This window comes from Streptomyces sp. NPDC058373 (assembly GCF_042723275.1).
Taxonomy (GTDB): Bacteria; Actinomycetota; Actinomycetes; order Streptomycetales; family Streptomycetaceae; genus Streptomyces.
Genome location: NZ_JBHXJE010000046.1, coordinates 13,645 through 37,046, shown reverse-complemented (window position 1 = coordinate 37,046; position 23,402 = coordinate 13,645). Strand labels below are relative to the sequence as shown.

At 71.0% G+C, this 23,402-nt stretch carries 20 protein-coding genes; 9 read left to right on the top strand and 11 right to left on the bottom strand.

What is annotated here, in order from left to right; genetic code table 11:
• Positions 1-102 precede the first annotated feature (102 nt).
• The 6 genes from gyrB to dnaA form a co-directional block, all read right to left on the bottom strand.
• Positions 103-2,217 carry a DNA topoisomerase (ATP-hydrolyzing) subunit B gene (gene gyrB, locus ACFWMZ_RS23060; protein ID WP_383173011.1) on the bottom strand — a complete coding sequence of 705 codons (2,115 nt, stop codon included), beginning with the start codon at positions 2,215-2,217 and terminating at the stop codon, positions 103-105.
• Positions 2,218-3,042: 825 nt separating this feature from the next.
• The gene (locus ACFWMZ_RS23055) at positions 3,043-3,564 is read right to left on the bottom strand and encodes a DUF721 domain-containing protein (RefSeq protein WP_383173009.1); all 522 of its coding nucleotides are present in this window, start codon (positions 3,562-3,564) and stop codon (positions 3,043-3,045) included.
• Entirely contained in the window at positions 3,561-4,694 is a 1,134-nt protein-coding gene (gene recF / locus ACFWMZ_RS23050; protein ID WP_383203809.1) for a DNA replication/repair protein RecF, read from the bottom strand. The genes ACFWMZ_RS23055 and recF overlap by 4 nt, the downstream gene beginning before the upstream one ends.
• Positions 4,695-4,788: 94 nt before the next feature.
• Positions 4,789-5,667, bottom strand: coding sequence for a phosphogluconate dehydrogenase (NAD(+)-dependent, decarboxylating) (gene gnd / locus ACFWMZ_RS23045; RefSeq protein ID WP_383203826.1), 879 nt, complete (start codon positions 5,665-5,667; stop codon positions 4,789-4,791).
• 78 nt (positions 5,668-5,745) lie between these two features.
• Complete coding sequence (gene dnaN, locus ACFWMZ_RS23040; RefSeq protein ID WP_383173005.1) at positions 5,746-6,876, bottom strand: DNA polymerase III subunit beta; 1,131 nt, start codon at positions 6,874-6,876, stop codon at positions 5,746-5,748.
• 1,335 nt (positions 6,877-8,211) lie between these two features.
• Positions 8,212-10,356: a chromosomal replication initiator protein DnaA gene (dnaA, locus tag ACFWMZ_RS23035; RefSeq protein ID WP_383203806.1), complete on the bottom strand. Its 2,145-nt coding sequence runs from the start codon at positions 10,354-10,356 to the stop codon at positions 8,212-8,214.
• Positions 10,357-10,740: 384 nt separating this feature from the next.
• On the opposite strand from dnaA, the gene rpmH reads away from it, so the two are divergent.
• From rpmH to ACFWMZ_RS22990, 9 genes are all read left to right on the top strand, one after another.
• Positions 10,741-10,878, top strand: a complete 138-nt coding sequence (gene rpmH, locus ACFWMZ_RS23030) for a 50S ribosomal protein L34 (RefSeq protein WP_003949374.1) — start codon at positions 10,741-10,743, stop codon at positions 10,876-10,878.
• 18 nt (positions 10,879-10,896) lie between these two features.
• Complete coding sequence (gene rnpA / locus ACFWMZ_RS23025; protein WP_383173001.1) at positions 10,897-11,268, top strand: ribonuclease P protein component; 372 nt, start codon at positions 10,897-10,899, stop codon at positions 11,266-11,268.
• The gene (gene yidD, locus ACFWMZ_RS23020; RefSeq protein ID WP_383172999.1) at positions 11,265-11,660 is read left to right on the top strand and encodes a membrane protein insertion efficiency factor YidD; all 396 of its coding nucleotides are present in this window, start codon (positions 11,265-11,267) and stop codon (positions 11,658-11,660) included. The genes rnpA and yidD overlap by 4 nt, the downstream gene beginning before the upstream one ends.
• 3 nt (positions 11,661-11,663) lie before the next feature.
• Positions 11,664-12,971, top strand: a complete 1,308-nt coding sequence (gene yidC, locus ACFWMZ_RS23015; protein WP_383172997.1) for a membrane protein insertase YidC — start codon at positions 11,664-11,666, stop codon at positions 12,969-12,971.
• A 13-nt stretch (positions 12,972-12,984) separates the two neighbouring features.
• On the top strand, positions 12,985-13,491 hold the full coding sequence (locus ACFWMZ_RS23010; RefSeq protein WP_100457436.1) for a R3H domain-containing nucleic acid-binding protein: 507 nt from the start codon (positions 12,985-12,987) through the stop codon (positions 13,489-13,491).
• Positions 13,492-13,842: 351 nt separating this feature from the next.
• Entirely contained in the window at positions 13,843-14,550 is a 708-nt protein-coding gene (gene rsmG, locus ACFWMZ_RS23005; RefSeq protein ID WP_383172995.1) for a 16S rRNA (guanine(527)-N(7))-methyltransferase RsmG, read from the top strand.
• A gap of 334 nt (positions 14,551-14,884) precedes the next feature.
• A complete protein-coding gene (locus tag ACFWMZ_RS23000; RefSeq protein ID WP_383172993.1) occupies positions 14,885-15,961 on the top strand; it encodes a ParA family protein in 1,077 nt (358 codons plus the stop codon).
• 38 nt (positions 15,962-15,999) lie between these two features.
• Positions 16,000-17,118, top strand: coding sequence for a ParB/RepB/Spo0J family partition protein (locus ACFWMZ_RS22995; protein WP_383203803.1), 1,119 nt, complete (start codon positions 16,000-16,002; stop codon positions 17,116-17,118).
• Between the two features lie 212 nt (positions 17,119-17,330).
• Positions 17,331-17,948 carry a GNAT family N-acetyltransferase gene (locus ACFWMZ_RS22990; RefSeq protein ID WP_383172989.1) on the top strand — a complete coding sequence of 206 codons (618 nt, stop codon included), beginning with the start codon at positions 17,331-17,333 and terminating at the stop codon, positions 17,946-17,948.
• A 167-nt stretch (positions 17,949-18,115) separates the two neighbouring features.
• Here ACFWMZ_RS22990 and trxA read toward each other — a convergent pair whose 3' ends face one another.
• The 5 genes from trxA to ACFWMZ_RS22965 all read right to left on the bottom strand — a co-directional run bounded on the left by trxA (position 18,116) and on the right by ACFWMZ_RS22965 (position 23,368).
• Positions 18,116-18,454: a thioredoxin gene (gene trxA / locus ACFWMZ_RS22985; RefSeq protein ID WP_383172987.1), complete on the bottom strand. Its 339-nt coding sequence runs from the start codon at positions 18,452-18,454 to the stop codon at positions 18,116-18,118.
• 62 nt (positions 18,455-18,516) lie between these two features.
• Positions 18,517-19,488, bottom strand: a complete 972-nt coding sequence (gene trxB / locus ACFWMZ_RS22980) for a thioredoxin-disulfide reductase (RefSeq protein WP_383172985.1) — start codon at positions 19,486-19,488, stop codon at positions 18,517-18,519.
• 263 nt (positions 19,489-19,751) lie between these two features.
• A complete protein-coding gene (locus tag ACFWMZ_RS22975; protein ID WP_383172983.1) occupies positions 19,752-20,921 on the bottom strand; it encodes a hypothetical protein in 1,170 nt (389 codons plus the stop codon).
• A gap of 5 nt (positions 20,922-20,926) precedes the next feature.
• Positions 20,927-21,643, bottom strand: a complete 717-nt coding sequence (gene sigM / locus ACFWMZ_RS22970; RefSeq protein WP_383172981.1) for an RNA polymerase sigma factor SigM — start codon at positions 21,641-21,643, stop codon at positions 20,927-20,929.
• Between the two features lie 27 nt (positions 21,644-21,670).
• Positions 21,671-23,368, bottom strand: a complete 1,698-nt coding sequence (locus tag ACFWMZ_RS22965) for a protein kinase family protein (protein WP_383172979.1) — start codon at positions 23,366-23,368, stop codon at positions 21,671-21,673.
• Positions 23,369-23,402 lie beyond the last annotated feature (34 nt).

Below are 23,402 nucleotides of genomic sequence, written 5' to 3'. Positions count from 1 at the left end.
TCCCCCGCAGCCGTCCGCCGCGGACGACGGGTTCGGGCGGTTCGTTACGAGTACGAAGTCGTGGCGCCGCCCCCGCCTCGGCGGGCGGGGGCGGCGACGCCGTCAGATGTCGAGGAAGCGGACGTCCTTGGCGTTGCGCTGGATGAACTGGCGGCGGGCCTCGACGTCCTCGCCCATGAGGACGGAGAAGAGGTCGTCGGCCTGGGCGGCGTCGTCCAGGGTGACCTGGCCGAGGACGCGGTGCTCCTGGTCCATCGTGGTGATGCGCAGCTCCTCGGCGTTCATCTCACCGAGACCCTTGAAGCGCTGGACCGAGTCGTCGCGGATGCGCTTGCCCTGCTCGCGGCCGAGCGCGATCAGCGCGTCCCGCTCGCGGTCGGAGTAGGCGTACTGGAAGTCGTCCCGGGTCCACTTGATCTTGTACAGCGGCGGGCGGGAGAGGAAGACGTGCCCGGCCTCGACCAGCGGCCGCATGAAGCGGAAGAGGAACGTCAGCAGCAGGGTGTTGATGTGCTGGCCGTCGACGTCGGCGTCGGCCATCAGGATGATCTTGTGGTAGCGGAGCTTCTCGATGTCGAAGTCCTCGTGGACCCCGGTGCCGAAGGCCGAGATGAGCGCCTGGATCTCCTGGTTGTGCAGGATCTTGTCGATGCGGGCCTTCTCGACGTTCAGGATCTTGCCGCGGATCGGCAGGATGGCCTGGTACATCGGGTCGCGGCCGGACTTGGCGGAGCCGCCGGCCGAGTCGCCCTCGACGATGAAGATCTCGCACTTGATCGGGTCGTTCGACTGGCAGTCCGAGAGCTTGCCGGGGAGCGAGGCCGTCTCCAGCAGTCCCTTGCGGCGGGTCAGGTCGCGCGCCTTGCGGGCCGCCACGCGGGCGGTCGCGGCGGCGATGCCCTTGCGGATGATGTCGGCCGCCTCGTTCGGGTTGCGGTCGAACCAGTCGGCGAGGTGCTCGTAGACGACCTTCTGCACGAAGGTCTTGGCCTCGGTGTTGCCCAGCTTGGTCTTGGTCTGGCCCTCGAACTGCGGCTCGCCGAGCTTGACGGAGATGATCGCCGTCAGGCCCTCGCGGATGTCGTCGCCGGTGAGGTTGTCGTCCTTGTCGCGCAGGAGCTTGCGGTCCCGGGCGTACTTGTTGACCAGGGTGGTCAGCGCGCCGCGGAAGCCCTCCTCGTGGGTGCCGCCCTCGTGGGTGTGGATGGTGTTGGCGAAGGAGTAGACCCCCTCGCTGTACCCGCCGTTCCACTGCATCGCGACCTCGATGGACAGGAGCCGGTCCTTGTCCTCCGCCTCGATGTCGATCACCGTCGGGTGGATGACCTCGCCCTTGCGGGAGTTGAGGTACGTCACGAAGTCGACGATGCCGCCTTCGTAGTGGTACGTGACGGTGCGCGGCTCCTCGGGCTCCCCGGCGGTCGCCTCGTCCAGGTCGGCCCCGGCGGTCGCCTTGGCGGAGGCGCGCTCGTCGGTGAGCTTGATGGTGAGGCCCTTGTTGAGGAAGGCCATCTCCTGGAAGCGCCGGGAGAGCGTCTCGAAGGAGTAGTCGGTGGTCTCGAAGATCGACGGGTCGGCCCAGAAGGTGACCGAGGTGCCGGTCTCCTCGGTGGCCTCGCCCTGCGCGAGCGGGGCGGTCGGGACGCCGCGCTCGTAACTCTGGGACCAGTGGTGCCCCTCCGTGCGGATCTCCACGGCGACCCGGGTGGACAGGGCGTTGACCACGGAGACGCCGACGCCGTGCAGACCGCCGGAGACCGCGTAGCCGCCGCCGCCGAACTTGCCGCCCGCGTGCAGCACGGTGAGCACGACCTCGACGGCCGGCTTCCCCTCGGAGGGGACGATGCCGACGGGGATGCCGCGGCCGTTGTCGATGACGCGGACGCCGCCGTCGGGCAGGATCGTCACGTCGATGAAGTCGGCGTGGCCGGCCAGCGCCTCGTCGACGGAGTTGTCGACGACCTCCTGGACCATGTGGTGCAGTCCGCGCTCACCGGTCGAGCCGATGTACATGCCGGGCCGCTTGCGGACCGCGTCCAGGCCCTCCAGGACCGTGATCGCGCTCGCGTCGTACGACACGGGCGTCTCCACCGCCGCGCCCTCGGGCGCGGGGACGATGCCTTCCGGTGTCTGCGCGGGGCCGCCGGTGCCGGACGCGTCCTCCTCGCCCGGGCCGGTGGACGGGATGTTCTCGTTGGGGTTGCCGGAATCGGCCACGAAGCGCCCTTTCTGGCACAGCTCAAGCCTTGATCCCCGGAGAGCCGGGATGCGGCTGCGTCGTTCGTCTCGGTCAGCGGTTGCTGGTGCCGTGTCGGTCGAGGTCTGCCCGTCGTGACGGGCGGACCTCGGCTGACACGGCACTAGGGCGAGGCGCGCTGTCCGGCACCCCGTCGGGGGCCTGCGGTGCGTCTCTCTCCGGCCTCCCGCTAGAGGAGGCGCGAATCGACCCCAGTCTACCGCTAACGCCGACGGTAATGGGGCCTTGCCGGTACCTGAGTTCGCATCTGCGGCTCTGAACCGACCACTTTCGACTCCCCATATGCGGCCCAGGGCTTCAGGCGGCTCACAGCGGCACTCAGCGCTTCGGGGTGGCTCCGTCGTGTCAACCCGCTGCCGGAGAGTGCGGCGGGGTCAGTCGGGTGACCCCGCTGGATGGGGAGAAACCCGAGGTGGGAGGCGGTTTCGGGACTCCCGCAAGGGGTGATCCGAGGCGCGCGGAGGGGCGCGTGGGGCGAGGGAAGCGGGCGCATGGAGGCCGGAGCGGCTCACCGGCCTGGGCGCGGGCCGGGTCCGGGGACGACGAGGGGCGGACAGCCGTGCCCGGAGCCGTCGTGCACAAGCTCACATGCCCGGGGGCGGGGTGCGCAGGGTGTCCGGGCACGGAAGCGTGCGAAGGGTACGGAGAGCCTTCGGCGAGCGAGTGAGCGCCGGGCGGCGCGAGGCACCGGGCGACGGGCGACGACCGCCGAGAACGGCTCCGACATCGCCCAGCCCTGGTGCTACGTACCAACCGGTCCGGAAAGGAGGGAAGAGTCGCCGGCCCTACCCGTACGTGTCCCCCGGGCCCTTGCTCCCCGGCGCCCGCAGCGGCCCGTACCGGCGGGACGGCCCGGCGGGGCCCATGACCTTGAGGAAGGTGACGGTGCCGGGGCCGATGTCCTTGTTGAGGCGGGCCACGAGCTGGGGGGCGAGCAGGCGCACCTGGGTCGCCCAGGGCGTCGAGTCGCAGCGCACGATCAGCACCCGGGCGTCCTCGTCGTACCGCTCGGGCACGCAGTGGTTGGCCAGGTCCGGCCCGACGATCTGCGGCCACCGCCCCATCACACCGCCGACCGCGGCGGGCTTCTCCCAGCCCCGCTCGGTCATCAGCCGGGTGATGGCCGAGGCCAGCGGCAGCGGGTCGCGGCCGTCCGCGCGCGCCCCGGAGCGTACGCCGCCGCGCCGGGCCTGCTTCTTCTGCTGGGCCGCCGCGCCCTGGGCCCGGGCCTGCTCGCGGGCGGCGCGCAGCGCCACCCTGGCCAGGTCGACACCGGTGGGCTCGGCGCCCTTCTTCGGCTCGGTCATGCCCGCGCCACCTCACCCCGGGTCACCCGGAACCGGGCGCCCGCCAGCACCGGCGGCACGTCCTCGTCCACGGCCGCCGTCACCAGGACCTGCTCGCCCGGGGCGACCAGCTCGGCCAGCCGCTCGCGGCGCCGTGTGTCCAGCTCGGCGAAGACGTCGTCCAGGACGAGCACCGGCTCGCCCGTCGCCTCGCCGCCCTCCGAGCGCAGCAGGTCGTAGCTGGCCAGGCGGAGGGCCAGCGCCAGCGACCAGGACTCGCCGTGGCTCGCGTACCCCTTGGCGGGGAGGTCGCCGAGGCTCAGGAGGAGTTCGTCGCGGTGCGGGCCGACGAGGGTGACGCCGCGCTCGATCTCCTGCTTGCGGACCTCGGCGAGTGCTTCCAGGAGGCCGCCGAAGAGCTCCTCGCGGGTGGTGCCGGTCCCGGCCGCCGAGGGCCTGTACCCCAGGTGGACCGGGCCGCCACCGGGCGCCAGCTGCTCGTACGCCTTGTCGGTGAGCGGCTGGAGGGTGGCGATCAGGTCGAGGCGCTGGGCGAGCAGCTCGGCGCCGGCCCGGGCCAGGTGCTGGTCCCAGACGTCGAGGGTGGAGAGGTCCATGGTGCGGCCGCCGTGGCGGCGGGCCAGCGCGGCCGTCTTCAGCAGGGTGTTGCGCTGCTTGAGCACCCGGTCGTAGTCGGAGCGGACTCCGGCCATCCGGGGGCTGCGGGCGGTGACCAGCTCGTCCAGGAAGCGCCGGCGCTCCCCCGGGTCGCCCTTGACCAGGGCGAGGTCCTCCGGGGCGAAGAGGACGGTGCGCACGATGCCGAGCACGTCCCGGGGCTTGACCTGCGAGGACCTGTTGATCCGGGCGCGGTTGGCCTTGCCCGGGTTGAGCTCCAGCTCGATGGTGCGGCGCCGCTCGCCGTGCTCGACGGCGGCGCGGATGACGGCCCGCTCCGCCCCGGCCCGGACCAGCGGCTGGTCGGAGGAGACCCGGTGGCTGGAGAGGGTGGCGAGGTAGCCGACGGCCTCGACCAGGTTGGTCTTGCCCTGGCCGTTGGGACCGACGAAGGCCGTGACGCCCGGGTCGAGCGCGATGTCGGCCCGGGCGTAACTGCGGAAGTCGGCCAACGACAGATGCGAGACGTGCATGGACGGAAGCCGACCTCCCCGGCGCTGTAATGGTCGGGGCCGCTGGGCCCCGGTCGCTACGGGCGGACGGGGTCCGCCACCTCGTGTGCGGCTGCTACTTCTTCGCCTCGACCGCGTGGCCGCCGAACTGGTTGCGCAGCGCGGCGATCATCTTCATCTGCGGCGAGTCGTCCTGGCGGGACGAGAAGCGCGCGAAGAGCGAGGCGGTGATGGCGGGGAGCGGCACGGCGTTGTCGATGGCGGCCTCGACCGTCCACCGGCCCTCGCCGGAGTCGGCGGCCCAGCCGCGCAGCTTCTCCAGGTGCTCGTCCTCGTCCAGCGCGTTGACCGCGAGGTCGAGCAGCCAGGAGCGGATGACCGTGCCCTCCTGCCAGGAGCGGAAGATCTCGCGCACGTCGGTGACCGAGTCCGCCTTCTCCAGCAGCTCCCAGCCCTCGGCGAAGGCCTGCATCATGGCGTACTCGATGCCGTTGTGGACCATCTTGGCGAAGTGGCCGGCGCCGACCTTGCCCGCGTGGACCGAGCCGAACTCGCCCTCGGGCTTCAGCGCGTCGAAGACCGGCTGGACCTTGGCGACGTCCTCCTCGGTGCCGCCGTACATCAGGGCGTAGCCGTTCTCCAGGCCCCAGACGCCGCCGGAGACTCCGCAGTCCACGAAGCCGATGCCCTTGATGCCGAGTTCGACGGCGTGCTTCTCGTCGTCGGTCCAGCGGGAGTTCCCGCCGTCGACCACGACGTCCCCGGGCTCCAGGAGCTCGGAGAGCTCGTCGATGGTCGCCTGGGTGGCGGCACCGGCCGGGACCATCACCCAGACGACGCGCGGGCCCCTGAGGCGGCCCACCATCTCTTCCAGGCTCTGGACGTCCGCCAGATCGGGGTTGCGGTCGTATCCGATGACGGTGTGGCCTGCGCGGCGGATGCGCTCGCGCATGTTGCCGCCCATCTTGCCGAGGCCGACGAGACCGAGCTCCATCAGTGTTCCTTCGCTGCGTTCGGGCATTGCGTGACGCTGCCCGAGCCTACTGCCGTCCCCCGCCGCACACCTGTGGGCTCAGCCGCTCAGTCGTACGGGCATGATCAGGTACTTGTACGCCTCGTCCGCCTCGGCGTCGACCGCGGGCTTGCCGCTGAGCAGGGCCGGCTTGGTCGAGGTGGTGAACGAGAGCTGGGCGGCGGGCGAGTCGATCGCGCTGAGGCCGTCCAGCAGGAAGGTCGGGTTGAAGGCGATCGAGATGTCGTCGCCCTCCAGCTGGGCGTCGACGCGCTCCACAGCCTGTGCGTCGTCGCTGGAGCCGGCCTCCAGGGTGAGGACGCCCGCTTCGAAGCTGAGGCGGACCGGCGTGTTCCGCTCGGCCACCAGGGAGACGCGCTTGACGGCCTCCACGAAGGGCGCTGTCTCGATCACCGCGACCGAGTTGAACTCGGTCGGGAAGAGCGTGCGGTACTTCGGCAGGTCGCCTTCGAGCAGTCGGGTGGTGGTGCGGCGGCCGGCGCCCTCGAAACCGATGAGCCCCTCGCCCGCGCCGGAGCCGGCGAGCGCGATGGTGACGCTGTCGCCGCTGGTGAGGGCCTTGGCGGTGTCGAGCAGGGTCTTGGCGGGGACCAGGGCGACGGCGGACGCCTCCGGGTCCTCGGGCTTCCACAGGAACTCACGGACCGCGAAGCGGTAGCGGTCGGTGGAGGCGAGGGTGACGGTGTCGCCCTCGATCTCGACGCGGACGCCGGTGAGCACGGGGAGCGTGTCGTCGCGGCCCGCGGCGATGGCGACCTGGGCGGCGGCCGAGGCGAAGACGTCGCCGGGGACGGTGCCCGTGGCGGTCGGCATCTGCGGCAGGGCCGGGTACTCCTCCACCGGCAGGGTGTGGAGGGTGAAGCGGGAGGAGCCGCAGGTCACCGTCGCCCGTACACCGTCTGTGGAAATCTCCACCGGACGGTTGGGGAGGGCGCGGCAGATGTCGGCGAGCAGGCGGCCCGAGACGAGGACCGTGCCCTCCTCCTCGGTCTCCGCCTCGACGGAGACCCGTGCCGAGACCTCGTAATCGAAGCTCGACAGCGAGAGGGCGCCGTCCTCCGCCTTCAGCAGCAGGCCCGCGAGGACGGGGGCCGGCGGCCGGGCCGGGAGGGAGCGGGCCGCCCAGGCCACCGCCTCCGCGAGTACGTCGCGTTCCACCCGGATCTTCACCGTAAGCCGCCTCCTGCGCTTGCTGGCTGCTCTCGCCCTGCTGGCCGTCGTCTGTCTGGTCGTCTTGCTGGGTCCTGCTGCTGCGGCGGGACCCGCCGGGTCCCGGTCGCTCTCCGTGGCGGGCGGGCCACGGATGAAGTCGGCGGCCGGTGGGTACGGGACGGGCAGTCGGTGAGCGCTTCCGGCTTCGGTGCCGCTGCCTCCTCGATGCCCTCCCGGCGTCCTGCCGCCGTGCACCAGTCTGACGCACACCACCGACAGTCCGTGCGGCCCTGGGTCAAATCGAGAGATCGGCCCGGATCGGCGCTCCGGCCGAGTTGTGCACAGCACCCACTTCGAAACGGATTCCTAGCTCTCTACTCATGGACGTAGTAGTAGGGCCTGTGGATTCCGTGGATAACCCCGTCTTCGCAGGTCGGAGCAGGTTTTTTGTCCACCGGTCCTGTGGGCGGAGCCGGTGGACAACCGGGGGTTCCTGTGGACGGCCGAAAGTTACCCACACACGATCCACAGCGGAGGGTGAGTTCTCCCCAGCCGCGTCCCCAGGTTCGGCCGAGTTCCCCACAGGGCACCTGGGCAACTTCGTGTGACGCGGTTCACTCCGAATGGTGGCCGGGCGCGGTGGGTTGCCGAACAGTGGACAGTCCTGTGGGAAAGCCCGGAAAAGCTGTGCACAACACGGCCCAGCCTGTGGGCCGCCGGTGGACAACGGCGAACGGCCCCTGTGGACAGAAAATGATCCACAGCCTGTGGATATCTCTTGTCCACTAATCCACACCCTTCCGACCTGGTCCGATGATCTCTCACTCCTCGGGCCTGTGGACAGGATCTGGACAACTCCCCAGTCCCCAAGCTGTGGACGCCATGAACCTGACGAATCTGTGGAGAACCCCGCCGCACAGGTCACTAATCGAACGGCGGACGGTGGACAGAGCCGCCGGAATCCAGGCCGGTCCGGCCGAGGGAGGGCGGGAAGGGGGGGGCCGCGCGAGGCCTTTCGGCGCCCGGAGGACGGTTCAGGGGCGCCTCCGGCGGCGCGGCGGGGCTGGTTCCGAGCCCCTGGAGACGGGCGCCGCCGAGCCGGAACGCGGGCAGAGTTCGGCCGTACGGGGAACGGGCGGCCGCCCGTACGAGGCGCCACGGCCCGTCGGACCGGCGCTGGGAGCTCCCGGACGCGTCCTGGCACGACGAAGCCCCGTCCACCGCCTGGGGGCAGGCGGTGGACGGGGCTCGGTGGCTGTTGACGGGGCGACGGACACCCGGACGGGGACACGGGCCCGTGGGCGCCGCGTGGGCCCGGTAGAGGAGGAGTGGGCGGCCGGCGGCCCTGGCCCGCTACCCGTTCTTGATGCGGTTGGTCAGCTCCGTGACCTGGTTGTAGATGGAGCGGCGCTCCGCCATCAGGGCGCGGATCTTCCGGTCGGCGTGCATGACCGTGGTGTGGTCGCGCCCGCCGAACTGCGCCCCGATCTTCGGCAGCGACAGGTCGGTCAGCTCGCGGCAGAGGTACATGGCGATCTGCCGGGCCGTCACCAGCACGCGGCTGCGCGAGGAACCGCAGAGGTCCTCGACGGTGAGGCCGAAGTAGTCGGCGGTGGCGGCCATGATCGCGGTGGCGGTGATCTCCGGGGCCGCGTCCTCGCCGCCGGGGATGAGGTCCTTCAGCACGATCTCGGTCAGGCCGAGGTCGACCGGCTGCCGGTTGAGCGAGGCGAAGGCCGTCACCCGGATCAGCGCGCCCTCCAGCTCGCGGATGTTCCGCGAGATGCGCGAGGCGATGAACTCCAGCACCTCCGGCGGGGCGTTCAGCTGCTCCTGGACCGCCTTCTTCCGCAGGATCGCGATCCGCGTCTCCAGCTCGGGCGGCTGGACGTCGGTGATCAGCCCCCACTCGAAACGGTTCCGCAGCCGGTCCTCCAGGGTCACCAGCTGCTTGGGCGGCCGGTCCGAGGAGAGCACGATCTGCTTGTTGGCGTTGTGCAGGGTGTTGAAGGTGTGGAAGAACTCCTCCTGCGTCGACTCCTTGTCCGCGAGGAACTGGATGTCGTCGACGAGCAGGATGTCCATCTCGCGGTACCGCTTGCGGAAGCTGTCGCCCTTGCCGTCGCGGATCGAGTTGATGAACTCGTTGGTGAACTCCTCCGAGCTCACGTACCGCACCCGCGTCCCCGGGTAGAGGCTGCGCGCGTAGTGCCCGATGGCGTGCAGCAGGTGCGTCTTGCCGAGCCCCGACTCGCCGTAGACGAAGAGCGGGTTGTACGCCTTGGCCGGCGCCTCGGCCACCGCGACGGCGGCGGCGTGCGCGAATCGGTTCGACGCGCCGATGACGAAGGTGTCGAAGAGGTACTTCGGGTTCAGCCGCGCCGTCGGCTCACCGGGCCCGGTCGCCGGCGCGGGCTGCGCGGCCAGCGGCCCCGGCGCCCCGCTGGAGGCGGGCAGCGCCGAGCCGACGGGGCCGCCGCTGTGCACCCCGTGGCCGCCGTGCGCGCCGCGCCCCTCACGGCCGCGCGGGTCGTGCCCGTCGTCCAGCGGCTCGCGCCGCCCGTAGTCCCCGCGCTCGGAACCCGAGGCGCGGAAGTCGCGGCCGCCGGAACCCCCGTGCGAGGGCCCGGTGTACGAGTCCCGCTCCGGGTAACCGAGCCGCGGCTGCTGCCAGTAGTCGTCCTGCGCGCGCGGCCAGGCGCCCGGCTCGGGACGCGGACGCTGGTACTCCGGGTAGGCGGGGCGGGCCTGCGGCAGCCCGTCGCGCCCGCCGCCCCGGCGCTCCTCGTCCCGGTGCTCGCCGCCCGCGCCGCCCCCCTGCTCCCCGCCGCGCTGCCCGTCGTAACGGTCCTTGCCGTACTGGTCCCCGTACTGCTCCTGGGGGTACGGGGACTCCTGCGGGTACGGCTCGCCGGGGTGGCGGTCCTGGTCGTAGCGGCCGCCTTCGTAGCGGTCGCCGCCGAGGGGCTCCTGCTCGTACTCGTAGCGGCCGCCGCCGGAGTGGCCGTGGTCCTGGGGGAAGGGGAACGTGCCCGGGCGGCGCTCCTCGTCGCGGGAGGGCTGCTGCTCGTCCGGCTCGGGCTCCTCGCCGCGCCGCTCGCCGGACGGGGCGTCGCCGAGCGGGTCCTGGCGGCGGGAGTAGGGGGGGTAGCCGTAGCCGCGGTCCTGGGCGGGGCGGGGCGGCGAGGGCTCCGGGTAGCGCTGCGGGGGAGCGGGGTCGCCCATCGTCGGGTCGACGGTGATCGCGATCCGGATCGGGCGGCCGCACTCCCGGCTCAGCGTCTCGCTCACCACCGGGGCGAGCCGGCCCTCCAGGACACCCTTGGCGAACTCGTTCGGTACCGCGAGCAGCGCCGTGTCTGCGACCAGGGCGAGCGGCTGGCAGCGCCGGACCCACTGCTCGTCCTTGGCCTCCACACCCTGTCCGCGCCCGTCCCCGAGGAGGTGCTCCAGTACGCGCGGCCAGACTGCGGCAAGATCGGCGGGTACATCAGCCACAGGGCACGCTCTCTCACGGGTCCCACGAAGGAGTGGTTCTGGGACGGGTTGGTGTGGTCCGATCCGGGCGGGACCGGGGGGATCGGGGTGAAGGCCCACGAAACCGGAGTCTGGCCACGGTAGTCAGCGCGGCCACTGCGGTACAAGTCGTTGTCCACAGCCTGTGCACAGTGTCCCTCGCCGGTGCTGGTTTGACCGAATGGCGCAGCCGCGCGTACCGTGACCAGGTCGAGTTGTCGATGGCTGCTGCCGCCTGCCTCCGATGGGCATAGATCATCTTGAGTGATCGTGGAGCGGTGCACTCGGGCGTAAGCGAGCTACTCGTGGGCGCACGGTGACAGCCAAGGCACCCCGCAACTACCTCATCATTTCTGGAGCCCCCGAGTGAGCAAGCGCACCTTCCAGCCGAACAACCGTCGTCGCGCCAAGACCCACGGTTTCCGCCTGCGTATGCGTACCCGTGCCGGCCGCGCGATCCTCGCGTCCCGCCGTGGCAAGGGCCGCGCCCGCCTGTCCGCCTGATCGCGCACAGGTCGTGTCGTGCTGCCCTCCGAGAATCGGCTGAGGCGGCGCGAGGACTTCGCGACCGCGGTACGCCGAGGACGTCGGGCCGGTCGCCCGGCCCTCGTCGTCCATCTCCGCAGCGGTGTCACGGACCCGCACGGGTCGGGGGAGGAGTCTCCCCCGACCCGTGCGGGTTTCGTCGTGAGCAAAGCTGTGGGCGGAGCCGTCGTCCGTACCGCGGTGAAGCGGAAGCTTCGCCACCTCATGCGGGACCGACTCTCCAGGCTGCCCGCGGGCAGCCTGGTCGTCGTCCGCGCGTTGCCCCCAGCCGGTGACGCAGACCACGCACAGTTGGCCCGAGACCTGGACGCCGCCCTGGAGCGGCTCCTGGGAGGGGGCGCGCGATGAAGTATCCGCTGCTCGCTTTGATCAAGTTGTACCAGTGGACGATCAGTCCGCTACTCGGCCCGGTGTGCAAGTACTACCCGTCGTGTTCCCACTACGGCTACGGCGCCATCGACCGGCACGGAGCGATCAAGGGAACGGCGCTCACCGCCTGGCGGATCCTGCGGTGCAATCCGTGGTCCCCCGGCGGTGTCGACCATGTGCCTCCGCGCAAGCGACCGCGGTGGCACGAAATGCTGCGCAACGCCTGGCGAGACAGGGGCGCCGGTAAGGGCCAGGACCCCGACGCCCCTGCCGGAGGGAGCGGCGACACCTCGTCCCCCGCCTCCACGACGGGCCCCCAGCCGGACCCGAGCCCGGCCGCCGAGACCTCGCCCCATGCTCAAGGAGCCTGATCAGTGGATACGATCGCCAGTCTCTTCAGTTTCATCACGACACCCGTGTCATGGGTGATCGTCCAGTTCCACAAGTTGTACGGAGCCCTCTTCGGCGCTGACACGGGCTGGGCGTGGGGACTGTCCATCGTCTCCCTCGTGATCCTGATCCGTATCTGCCTGATCCCGCTCTTCGTGAAGCAGATCAAGGCCACTCGGGCGATGCAGACGCTCCAGCCCGAGATGAAGAAGATCCAGGAGCGCTACAAGAACGACAAGCAGCGCCAGTCCGAAGAGATGATGAAGCTCTACAAGGACTCGGGTACCAACCCGCTGGCCTCGTGTCTTCCCATCCTTCTCCAGTCGCCGTTCTTCTTCGCGCTCTACCACGTGCTCAACAGCATCGCGTCGAACAAGACCAGCGGCTACATCGACGAGGCGCTCCTCGCCAGCGCGCAGAAGGCCCACATCGTCGGTGCCCCGCTGGCCTCGAAGTTCACCGACAACGCCGACAAGGTCGAGGCTCTCGGCTCCTCCTCGACCAACGTGCACATCGTCACCGCGGTCATGATCATCCTGATGTCGGCCTCGCAGTTCTTCACTCAGCGACAGCTGATGACGAAGAACGTCGACACCACGGTGAAGACGCCCTTCATGCAGCAGCAGAAGATGCTGATGTACGTCTTCCCGATCATGTTCGCCGTCTTCGGCATCAACTTCCCCGTCGGTGTCCTCGTCTACTGGCTGACCACCAACCTGTGGACCATGGGCCAGCAGATGTACGTCATCCGCCAGAACCCCACCCCGGGCAGCAAGGCGCAGGCCGCCTTCCTGGAGCGCTTCCTCAAGCGCGTCACGATGAACCCGAAGGTCCGCGGCAAGCGCGAGCGGAACGTCGTCAAGGCCATCGTCGCCAAGGGCCGCGACCGCAACGAGTACGAGCGCAAGTTCATCAACGGGCTGACCAAGGCCGGCCTCGCCGCCCAGGCCGACGGCACCATCGGGCCGAAGGGCGCGGGCAGCGTCGCCGTCGCGGACGAGGAGGGCGAGCCGGTCGAGGAGACTCCGGCCACGCCGCGCCGCCAGCAGCCCAAGCGGCAGAGCAAGTCGCAGCGCCAGACGCAGCCGACCACGCCGAACCGTCCCGGCCAGCGCACCCGGGCCTCCTCGGGCCGTGCCGAGGGCGAATCCACCACCTCGCTGGAGAAGTCGCAGGGCGGGAGCGAGGACAAGAAGTCCTCCGGCCGCCAGGCGGGCAAGTCCGGCTCCACAGGCCAAGCCAAGTCCGGACAGCGCAAGGGCCAGAAGCCCAAGCACCCGTCCAAGAAGTAGAGGAGTCCATCCCGTGACGGAAGGCACCACCACCGCCAAGGCCGGCGACGAGCTGTCCCACCTGGAGCAGGAGGGCGAGATCGCCGCCGACTACCTGGAGGGTCTGCTCGACATCGCCGACCTGGACGGCGACATCGACATGGACGTGGAGGCCGACCGGGCCGCTGTCTCGATCATCAGCGATTCCGGGAGCCGTGACCTCCAGAAGCTCGTCGGTCGCGACGGTGAGGTCCTGGAGGCGCTCCAGGAGCTGACCCGCCTCGCCGTGCACCGCGAGACGGGCGACCGCAGCCGCCTCATGCTGGACATCGGCGGCTACCGCGCCAAGAAGCGCGAGGAGCTCTCCGAGATCGGCGCCAAGGCCGCGGCCGACGCGCGGTCCACCGGTGAGGCGGTCCGGCTCGACCCGATGACGCCGTTCGAGCGCAAGGTCGTCCACGACGCGGTCAAGGCCGCGGGGCTGCGCAGCGAGTCCGAGGGCGAGGAGCCGCAGCGCTTCGTCGTCGTCCTTCCCGCCTGACCTCAAGGCGCCCCGCGCGGGCGTCCGCCGACCGGCCCCGTCTGTGTGAACAGGCGGGGCCGGTCCTGGTCGGGGGTAGGGGGCGGTGTGGCGGATTCCTCCCGGCAGGGCTGCACGGCGCGGGATCTTGCCGTTAGCGTTCTCCCCAGGGCAGTGGTTCTCCCAGGAGCCGCGGGTTCGGCGGTCCGTCGGCTTCGCCGGTTCCATGGAGGCGCCGGGTCCGGAGGGCCGAGGCAAGTCACGGCCAGCGGCCGGTCACCTCGGGGCAGCGGTTCACCTCGCCGTTCTGTCCGTCAGTTTGTTCGTCAGTCATCAGTACGTTCGAGATCGCGGTACGGAAGGACGGTCCCCGTGACGGAGGCAGCGGAACTCCCCGAGGCGCCCGCAGTGGCCAGGGAGGTTTTCGGCGAGCGTTTCCCGGATGCGGTCCGGTACGCGGAGCTGCTGGCCGACGCGGGAGTGCGGCGCGGGCTCATCGGACCCCGTGAGGTGCCCCGGCTCTGGGAGCGCCATCTGCTCAACTGCGCCGTCCTCTCCGAGGTGGTCGCCGAAGGCGTCTCCGTCTGCGACGTGGGGTCGGGCGCCGGGCTGCCGGGCATCCCGCTGGCGCTGGTCCGGCCGGACCTGGACATCACGCTGCTGGAGCCGCTGCTGCGCCGGACCACCTTCCTCACCGAGGTGGTCGAGATGCTCGGCCTCGACCACGTCACCGTCGTCCGCGGCCGCGCCGAGGAGGTGCTCGGCAAGCTGCCGCCCGTGCACGTGGTCACCGCCCGGGCGGTCGCCCCGTTGGAGCGGCTCGCGGGATGGGGAGTGCCGCTGCTGCGGCCCTACGGCGAGATGCTGGCGCTCAAGGGGGACACCGCCGAGGAGGAGGTGAGGGCCGCCTCGTCCGCGCTGAGCAAGCTCGGCGCGGTCCGCACCTCCGTCGTCCAGGTCGGCGAGGGCGTCGTCGACCCCCTCTCCACCGTGGTGCGCGTCGAGGTGGGGGAGAGCCCCGGAGGCGTCCGCTTCGCCACCAAGAAGGCCAAGGCCGCGCGGGCGCGCCGCAGGCGCTGAGGCGCGAGGAGTACCTTCGGAGGGGCCGGTCCCGGTGCGGGGCCGGCCCTTCTGCCGGTCGGGGGGAGCGGAGTCTGGCGTCGGCCGGGCGCCGGGTCCCGGCTCGTTGGGGCCACGGGCGGTAGTGGCGCGGAGTGTCGGGCGGGTCGCTCGGACGCGGTGGGCCATCGTGTTTCACGTGAAACGTCGCTCACCGCTGCAAGGAATCATCAGCCGCGGCCGCGCTGCCGCCACTCCCCGCGACCGGAAACCTCTCGGACGGGTCACGAAGTTGTCCACAGAGGCGGATTCATCCACAGAACACCGGGCCCCGCTGGTTCCCGCACCCGAAACCATGGCACGCTCTGTTCATTGCGAGTCTGAAGTCGAGGAGAGTGAATCCTTGCGGTCCGACGCCAACATCGCGGGACCGATGACCGATCCGGTCCCCGGTCCCCGTGTCGAAACAGTGGGGGCGGATGTTTCACGTGAAACACCGCCGCCGATGGACGACACACCCACCGCTCACACTGCCCACCTGGGCGTGCAGGCGCTGGGCCGTGCCGGAGAAGGTCTGCCACGCCCCGAACAGACCCGGGTCATGGTGGTCGCCAACCAGAAGGGCGGCGTGGGCAAGACGACCACGACGGTCAACCTCGCCGCATCGCTGGCGCTGCACGGCAACCGGGTGCTGGTCATCGACCTCGACCCGCAGGGAAACGCCTCCACCGCGCTGGGGATCGACCACCACGCGGAAGTGCCGTCCATCTACGACGTCCTGGTGGACAGCCGTCCGCTCTCCGAGGTCGTCCAGCCCGTACCGGACGTCGAGGGGCTCTTCTGCGCCCCGGCGACGATCGACCTGGCCGGCGCGGAGATCGAGCTCGTCTCGCTGGTCGCGCGGGAGAGCCGCCTGGAGCGCGCCATCAAGTCGTACGAGCAGCCGCTGGACTATGTCCTGATCGACTGCCCGCCCTCCCTCGGCCTGCTCACGGTCAACGCGCTGGTCGCCGGGGCCGAGGTGCTGATCCCCATTCAGTGCGAGTACTACGCCCTGGAGGGACTGGGCCAGCTCCTCCGCAACGTCGAACTGGTCCGGGGTCACCTGAACCCGGCACTCCACGTCTCCACGATCCTGCTCACCATGTACGACGGCAGGACGCGGCTCGCCTCACAGGTCGCCGAAGAGGTGCGCAGCCACTTCGGCAAGGAAGTTCTCCGGACGAGCATCCCCCGCTCCGTCCGGATCTCCGAAGCGCCGAGCTACGGCCAGACGGTGCTCACCTACGACCCGGGATCGAGCGGCGCGCTCTCGTACTTCGAGGCGGCCCGGGAGATCGCACTGCGCGGGGTCGGGATCCACTACGAGGCGCAGCACAACCAGTTGGCCGCGCCCAACGAGCAGCAGAACATGGCGGAGGGAATGCAGTGAGCGAGCGACGGAGGGGCCTGGGGCGGGGCCTGGGAGCCTTGATTCCCGCAGCGCCTACACCGGAGAAGTCGGCCTCGGCCGCGAGTGGCCCGGCCACCGGGTCCTCACCGGTCCTCACCCCGGAACGCGGCATCGCCGCGGCCAAGGTGACGGGGATTCCGAGCGGCAATGTTTCACGTGAAACATCGACGCGTTCCCCGGCGGACGACCTTCCTCCGAGCCCGGTCGGCGCGCACTTCGCCGAGCTGCCGCTCGACTCCATCACGCCCAACCCGCGCCAGCCCCGGGAGATCTTCGACGAGGACGCTCTCGCCGAACTGGTCACCTCCATCAAGGAGGTCGGCCTCCTCCAGCCCGTCGTCGTCCGCCAGCTGAGCGCCGGACGGTACGAGCTGATCATGGGCGAGCGCCGGTGGCGTGCCTGCCGGGAAGCCGGGCTGGACGCCATCCCGGCCATCGTGCGGGCCACCGAGGACGAGAAGCTCCTCCTCGACGCCCTGCTGGAGAACCTGCACCGGGCCCAGCTCAACCCGTTGGAAGAGGCCGCCGCCTACGACCAGCTGCTCCAGGACTTCAACTGCACCCATGACCAGCTCGCCGACCGGATCGGCCGCTCGCGTCCGCAGGTGTCGAACACCCTGCGTCTGCTGAAGCTGGCCCCGGCGGTTCAGCGTCGGGTAGCGGCAGGGGTGCTGACGGCCGGTCATGCCCGCGCCCTCCTCTCGGTGGAGGACTCCGAGGAGCAGGAGCGGCTCGCGCTGCGGATCGTCGCCGAAGGGCTCTCGGTCCGCTCGGTGGAAGAGGTGGTCACGCTGATGGGGTCCCGGCAGGCGGCCCCCGCCCGCTCCAAGGGCCCCCGCGCCGGCTCCCGCCTCTCCCCCGCCCTGAGCGAGCTCTCCACCCGGCTCTCGGACCGCTTCGAGACGCGGGTCAAGGTCGACCTGGGGCAGAAGAAGGGGAAGATCGTCGTCGAGTTCGCCTCGATGGACGACCTTCAGCGCATCCTCCAGTCGCTGGCGCCCGAGGAGGGCCCGGTGCTCCAGAGCACGGCGAGGAGGGACACCGGAGACTCCGACGAGTCGGCCGAGTCGGCCGAGTCGGCCGAGGGCGCCGGGCCCGCCGGGTCCGTCGAGGGCGAAGCCCGGGACGCCGGCTGACGGCCGTCTCCTTCAGGCCTTGAGCGGGCCGTGCTCCGGAACTGACCGGAACACGGCCCGCTCTTTCGTCGCACTCCCTGACCGCGCGAAAGCCCGGTGACTACGATGCACAGGGCACGGGTGCCGGGTGGTTCCGCCCCTCGCGGCGGGGCACCGGGCGGCGGCCGTGCCGTAGCCCAGCGGCACGGTGAGCCAAGAGAGGAGCGGCCACCATGGGGCGACGCCTCGCACCGATCACCCTGGACAACCTCGGAGCACTCCCCGATCGCTGCCGCTCCTGCGTCTTCTGGGAGCTGGACCCGGTGCGCGGCGAGGTCGCGGTCCGAGGGGGCCGGGCCGCGGCGGAGAAGGAATCGTGGATCTCCGCCGTCCTGCTGGAGTGGGGCTCCTGCGGCCGCATCGCCTACGTCGACGACGTCCCGGTCGGCTTCGCCCTCTACGCCCCGGCGGCCTACGTGCCGCGTTCACTCGCCTTCCCCACCAGCCCTGTCGCGCCGGACGCCGTCCAGCTCATGACGGGTTGGCTCCTGCCGGAGTACCGGGGCCAGGGGCTGGGCCGCGTCCTGGTGCAGACCGTGGCGAAGGACTTGCTGCGGCGGGACTTCAAGGCGATCGAGGCGTTCGGCGATGCGAGGTGGCGAGAGTCGGCCTGCTTGCTGCCCGCCGACCATCTCCTTGCCGTCGGCTTCAAGACCGTGCGGCCTCACCGGCGCTATCCGCGGCTGCGGCTGGAGCTGCGGGCGACCCTCTCCTGGAAAGAGGACATGGAGCAGGCGCTCGACCGCCTGCTCGGCGCCGTGAAGCAGGACCCGGTCCCCCGGCCGCTGTAGGCGGTGGCGCGCTGTAGGGGCTCCCGGTCGGGCTGCTCGCCGAGGGCGTCCGGTGGCCGCCCGAACCCCGGGAGTGAAACGGACATGGCCACCCCGAAGGGTGGCCATGTTTCACGTGAAACAGCGGGGCGATGTTTCACGTGAAACATCGCCGCGTACGCCAGGACTCAGCCCTTGGCTCCGCCGAAGAACTCCTCCAGGTCGCGCTCGATGGCGGCCTTCGGCTTGGCGCCGACGATCGTCTTGGCGACCTCGCCGCCCTGGTAGACGTTGAGGGTCGGGATCGACATGACGCCGTACTTGGCGGCGGTCGCCGGGTTCTCGTCGATGTTCAGCTTCACGACCTCGATCTCGCCGTGCTCGGCGGCGATGGCCTCCAGCGAGGGGGCGATCTGACGGCACGGGCCGCACCAGGACGCCCAGAAGTCGACGAGTACGGGCTTGTCGTTCTTGAGGACGTCCTGCTCGAAGGAGTCGTCGGTCACGTTCTTCAGGGTGCCGGCCACTGTGGGCTCCTTAGTCTTGGCGGGGGGAGTGTAGGGAGAAAGCTTGTCGAGCCAGGGCTCGCTCAGGCGGTGACGACCTGGGTCTTCTCGTGACCCTCGGCGTCGGCCAGCGCGGCGAGGTAGCGCTCGGCGTCCAGCGCCGCGGAGCAGCCGGTACCGGCTGCGGTGATCGCCTGACGGTAGGTGTGGTCGACCACGTCACCGGCGGCGAAGACGCCCGTGATGTTGGTGCGCGTCGAGGGCGCGGAAACCTTCAGGTAGCCCTCGCCGTCCAGGTCGAGCTGGCCCTGGAACAGCTCGGTGCGCGGGTCGTGGCCGATGGCGATGAAGAGGCCGGTCACCGACAGCAGCTCGGTGTCGCCGCTCTTCAGGTTGCGCAGGGTCAGGCTGGTGAGCTTCGGATCGCCGTGAATCTCGGCGACCTCGCTGTCCCAGATGAACTTGATCTTCGGGTCGGCGAAGGCCCGCTCCTGCATGGCCTTCGAGGCGCGCAGGCTGTCACGGCGGTGGACGATCGTCACCGACTTGGCGAAGCGCGAGAGGAAGGTGGCCTCCTCCATCGCGGTGTCGCCGCCGCCGACGACGGCGATGTCCTGGTCCTTGAAGAAGAAGCCGTCACAGGTGGCGCACCAGGAGACGCCGCGCCCGGAGAGCGTGTCCTCGTTGGGCAGACCCAGCTTGCGGTGCTGCGAGCCGGTCGTGACGATGATCGCCTTGGCGCGGTGCACGGTACCCGCGGTGTCGGTGACCGTCTTGATCTCGCCCGAGAGGTCGACCGAGACGATGTCGTCCGGGACCAGCTCGGCGCCGAAGCGCTCGGCCTGAGCGCGCATGTTGTCCATGAGGTCGGGGCCCATGACGCCGTCCTGGAAGCCGGGGAAGTTCTCCACCTCGGTGGTGTTCATCAGGGCCCCACCCGCAGTGACGGCACCCTCGAAGACCAGCGGCTTCAGGGAAGCACGTGCGGTGTAGAGCGCGGCTGTGTAGCCGGCGGGCCCGGAGCCGATGATGATCACGTTACGGACGTCGGTCACGGCTTGATTCCTCGTCTCTGCGGACTACTACGTTGCCAGGGGCCTGATCCCTGCCGGGGCTCTCACCCCACCCAACCGATCCTACGGGCCGCGCATTCCCGTGCCGCCCACCTCCCACCCGGGGCAGGGAGCAGGGCAGGCCGAGGCCTCCTTCCACGGCACAGGAGAGCCCGCCGGGAGGCGTGACGAGCCTCGCCTCGGAGGGGGTGCTTCCACTCGGAGCGAGCCGGCTGCCCCTCCGCGCGGCTGGGAGAAGCCTGGTCTCAGGGCTTCGGGTAGGTCCGGGTCAGCAGGACGTCACCAGGCTCGTCCCCGCCGTCCACACAGGTGGCATCGACCAGGTAAGCGGTCACCCGGGCACTGTCCTCGTGGTCGGGCAGGACGACGAGGAAGGCGTCGGTTCCCTGGAAGCGCCCGCGCTCCAGGGCGAGGGCGGGCTCGGTCCGCTCGATGCCGCGCTCCACGCAGGGCGGCACTTCCGGGCCGGTGCCCATCAGCGGTTCGTTGAGCTCGGGCGTCTCGGGACTGGACTGGACGCCGAGAGAGGACTTCTCGTCCTTCTCAAGGGCGCCCGGGGCCCGCTTCTCCTGGCGGCCGCCACCCGGCCCTGTCTCCAAGAGGAGGTCGGACACCTGGTTCTTGAGCGACCTGTCGGAGTACACCGGCCCAGCGTCGGCGGAGGCGGCGGTGTCGTCCCCGCCGGAACCGGCGTCGGTGAGTGCCGGTACGAGTACGGCCCCGAGCCCGAGGGCGGCAGCCGCGAGAACCGAGGACAGGATGAGGCGTCGGCGGTTGGCCCTGCTTCCGCCCTTCCGCCCGGGGCCTGCGGGACCCCGGCCGTGTCCTCCAGGGCGAACCGGCCGCTTGCCCACGCGTCGGCCCGCGCTGCCGGTCGGGGAGGCCGTCGCTCCGGAAGGGCCGGCCTCCTGATCCCCCTCCTCCTCCGTGGCCGCGGTCTCCAGGGGAGCCGTGGTTCCTGGCGGGCTGGGGTGGGTGAGGGACTCCGGGGCTGTCGTTTCACGCGATGTTTCACGTGAAACATCGCCCGACGTTTCACGTGAAACATCGGCCACGGGGTCCTCGTCCGACGGTTCCTGTGCCGACTCCCCCGGTGTGGCGGAACCCTGCGGTGCGCTGCCACTCGGCACGGCGCCCGAACTCCCGGCGGGAGGCTCCATGGTCTCCAGCAGCGCCTCGGCGGCCAGGGCCGCGTCGATCCGGCCCGCCACATCGGCAGGCATCCGGGATGGCCCGGGCAACGTACCCAGCAGGCCCCGGATCTCCTCCAGCGAGGAGCGGACGTCCGCGCAGAGGGCGCAGGAATCCAGATGGGAGCGGAGCTCGCCGCTGCGGGAGGGGTCCAGCAGCCCCTCGGCGAGGTCGGAGATCTCCGCCACGTCCGGGTGCCCGGCGTCGCCGGTCGCGTCGGTCATGGATGTCACGCTCGCCCACCTCCGCCCTTCATGGCAGCCGAATTCGCCGACCCGGTGTCTCGCGGGCCTGCCGCTGGTGGGACGGATGCCCCCTGCGTCCGGTTCCTTCCCCCTTCAGCAGCGCCGTTATCCCTGTCCGGTGAGGCGGAGTCCGCGCGTAGGTGGTTGACGAGCGGCAGCAGCCTGGCCCGGCCCCGGGCGCACCGGCTCTTCACGGTGCCCGTGGGCACGCCCAGGATGCGGGCGGCCTCCGCCACCGGGTAGCCCTGCATGTCGACGAGGACGAGGGCGGCGCGCTGATCGGGGGCGAGGGTGGCGAGGGCATCGGCGAGCTGACGGCGTACGTCGCCGCGCTCGGCCGGGGCGGCGGCCGACTCGTGCGGCTCCAGCACCTGCTCCAGCCGCTCCGGATCGTCCATGGGAGCGGTGCGGCGGGAGGCCGTCTTGCGGGCCCGGTCGAGGCAGGCGTTGACGGTGATCCGGTGGAGCCAGGTCGTCACCGCCGACCGGCCCTGAAAGGTGTGGGCCCGGCGGTAGGCCGAGACCAGGGCGTCCTGGACGGCGTCGGCCGCCTCCTCGCGGTCGCCGAGGGTCCGGATCGCCACCGCCCAGAGACGGTCGCGGTGGCGGCGGACCAGCTGGCTGAAGGCGTCCGGGTCCCCGCCGACGTGGGCGGCGAGCAACTCGGCGTCGCCCGCCGCCTCGGATATGGCCTCGTCCACTGTGGAACCCTTCCCCCAGAGCCCCGCTCAGCCCTTGAGTTTCACATCCGTGATCGCCTGCTTGTACCCGGATCCGCTGTACTGATCCCCCGGCGCCTGCGGGACGTGGGTCAGCCAGACCACGACGTACCGCGTCTTCACCGCCTCCTTGGCGTCGACCTTCGCCGTGGTGGACCGGGTGGTGCCGGTGCCGATCTTCCTCATGGAGCTGACGGGGGTGGCGGAGTCCATGGAACCCGCCGCGTAGAGCTCCACCGTGGTGCGGTCGCCGCTGTACCGGAGCCCTATCGACGCCGAGGAGACATCCCTCTCGGTGCCGAGGTCGTAGACGATGCCGACTCCCTCCTTGTAGGGAGCGAGCCGGGGGCCGTCCACGAAGCTCCTGGAGCGCCAGTACGTCGAGCTGTCACCGTCGTAGGTGTTGCTGACGGAGGCGGCGTTCTGCGGGGAGCCGTCCGGCGCGTACTCGGCGGCGCCGGTGATCTTGTGGGTGGCGGTCTTCGGCTTCTCGTCCGTGGCGTCCACCGGCTGGTTGGTCTCCGGCTGGTCGGCGGTGTCGCGGTCCATCAGGGCGTCCGCCAGCTGCCAGCTGCCGAGCCCGAGCGCGGCGATGAGCAGGGCGGCGACGCCCCACTTGAGGACCTTGCCGGTCCGGGTCTGCAGCGGGGGCGGTGGCACGACCACCGGGGCGGTCTGCGCGGCACGCGGCGCGGGCCGGCCGTAGGAGCCCTGCTGGTAGCTGGTCCGCTGGTACTCCGGGGGCGCGGTGAAGACCGGCTCCGGCGGGCGGATGCGGGGCATCTCGGAGATGGCCCGGACCAGCTCGTCGGGGGTGGTGCAGGGGCTCTCCTGGCGGGAGGCGGTCGACCCGTCGTTGACCAGGGCGCGCATGGACAGCTCGGAGAGGCCGCGGTGCACGCCTGCCCGCACCTGGTCGGGGGCGATGAGCCCCATGCCCTTGGGGAGGCCGGAGAGCCCGTAGGCGTCGTCCTCGTACGGCCAGCGCTGAGTCAGGGCGGCGTAGAGGAGGGCGCCGATCGCCTCCGTGTCGGTGCGCTGGGGGCTGTCGACGTCGATGCCGCGTAGGGCGGCGTTGACGGCGAGGCCGCGGATGCGCCACTGGCCCGTGGAGGTGCGCAGCACGGCCCCGGGGTTGAGCCGCAGATGGGAGAGGCCCTCGCGGTGGGCGGCCGCCATGGCCTGGGAGATCTGCTGGGCGAGCTGGTAGACGTCGTGCGCCTCCAGCGGCCCGGCGGCGAGGAGCGCGGTCAGCTCGGTGGCGTCCGGCAGCCACTCGTGGACCACGTAGACGATCTCGTCCTCCTCGACGGCGTCGAGGACCTGGACGAACCGAGGGTCGCCGAGGAGGGCCGCCGAGCGGGCGGCGGCCAGCACGGAGCGGGCCCGTGGGTGCTCGGCGGGCAGCAGGTGGACGCCGACGGCGCGCCGGAGCTTCTCGTCCACCGCCCGCCAGCTGCTGAAACCGTCCAGACGGGTGAGGCACTCCTCCAGCCGGTAGCGTCTGGCGAGTTTGTGCCCGCTGTGCAGCTCGGGGGCCGAGACCGTGGCGGAGCTGCCCGCCTGGCCGGTCTCCTCTGTGTCTTCGGGTGCCGTATCCCGCTCCCGGGACTTCCCGTCGCCCGTGGACGCGCCCGCCTTGGCGGTCAGCGGTTCCTCACCACTGGTGTCGGCCACGTCGACGGCAGCCGTGCTCCGATCCGCCACCGTCGTTCCTGCCTCCCCATCCGTTGCACTCCGT

Coding starts and splice junctions, on each gene's coding strand:
- ACFWMZ_RS23055 (WP_383173009.1), bottom strand. CDS start 3,564: ATGACCGAGCCGAAGAAGGGCGCCGAGCCCACCGGTGTCGACCTGGCC.
- ACFWMZ_RS22990 (WP_383172989.1), top strand. CDS start 17,331: ATGGGGCGACGCCTCGCACCGATCACCCTGGACAACCTCGGAGCACTC.
- yidD (WP_383172999.1), top strand. CDS start 11,265: ATGAAGTATCCGCTGCTCGCTTTGATCAAGTTGTACCAGTGGACGATC.
- recF (WP_383203809.1), bottom strand. CDS start 4,694: ATGCACGTCTCGCATCTGTCGTTGGCCGACTTCCGCAGTTACGCCCGG.
- ACFWMZ_RS23000 (WP_383172993.1), top strand. CDS start 14,885: ATGGCACGCTCTGTTCATTGCGAGTCTGAAGTCGAGGAGAGTGAATCC.
- ACFWMZ_RS22975 (WP_383172983.1), bottom strand. CDS start 20,921: ATGACCGACGCGACCGGCGACGCCGGGCACCCGGACGTGGCGGAGATC.
- gnd (WP_383203826.1), bottom strand. CDS start 5,667: ATGGAGCTCGGTCTCGTCGGCCTCGGCAAGATGGGCGGCAACATGCGC.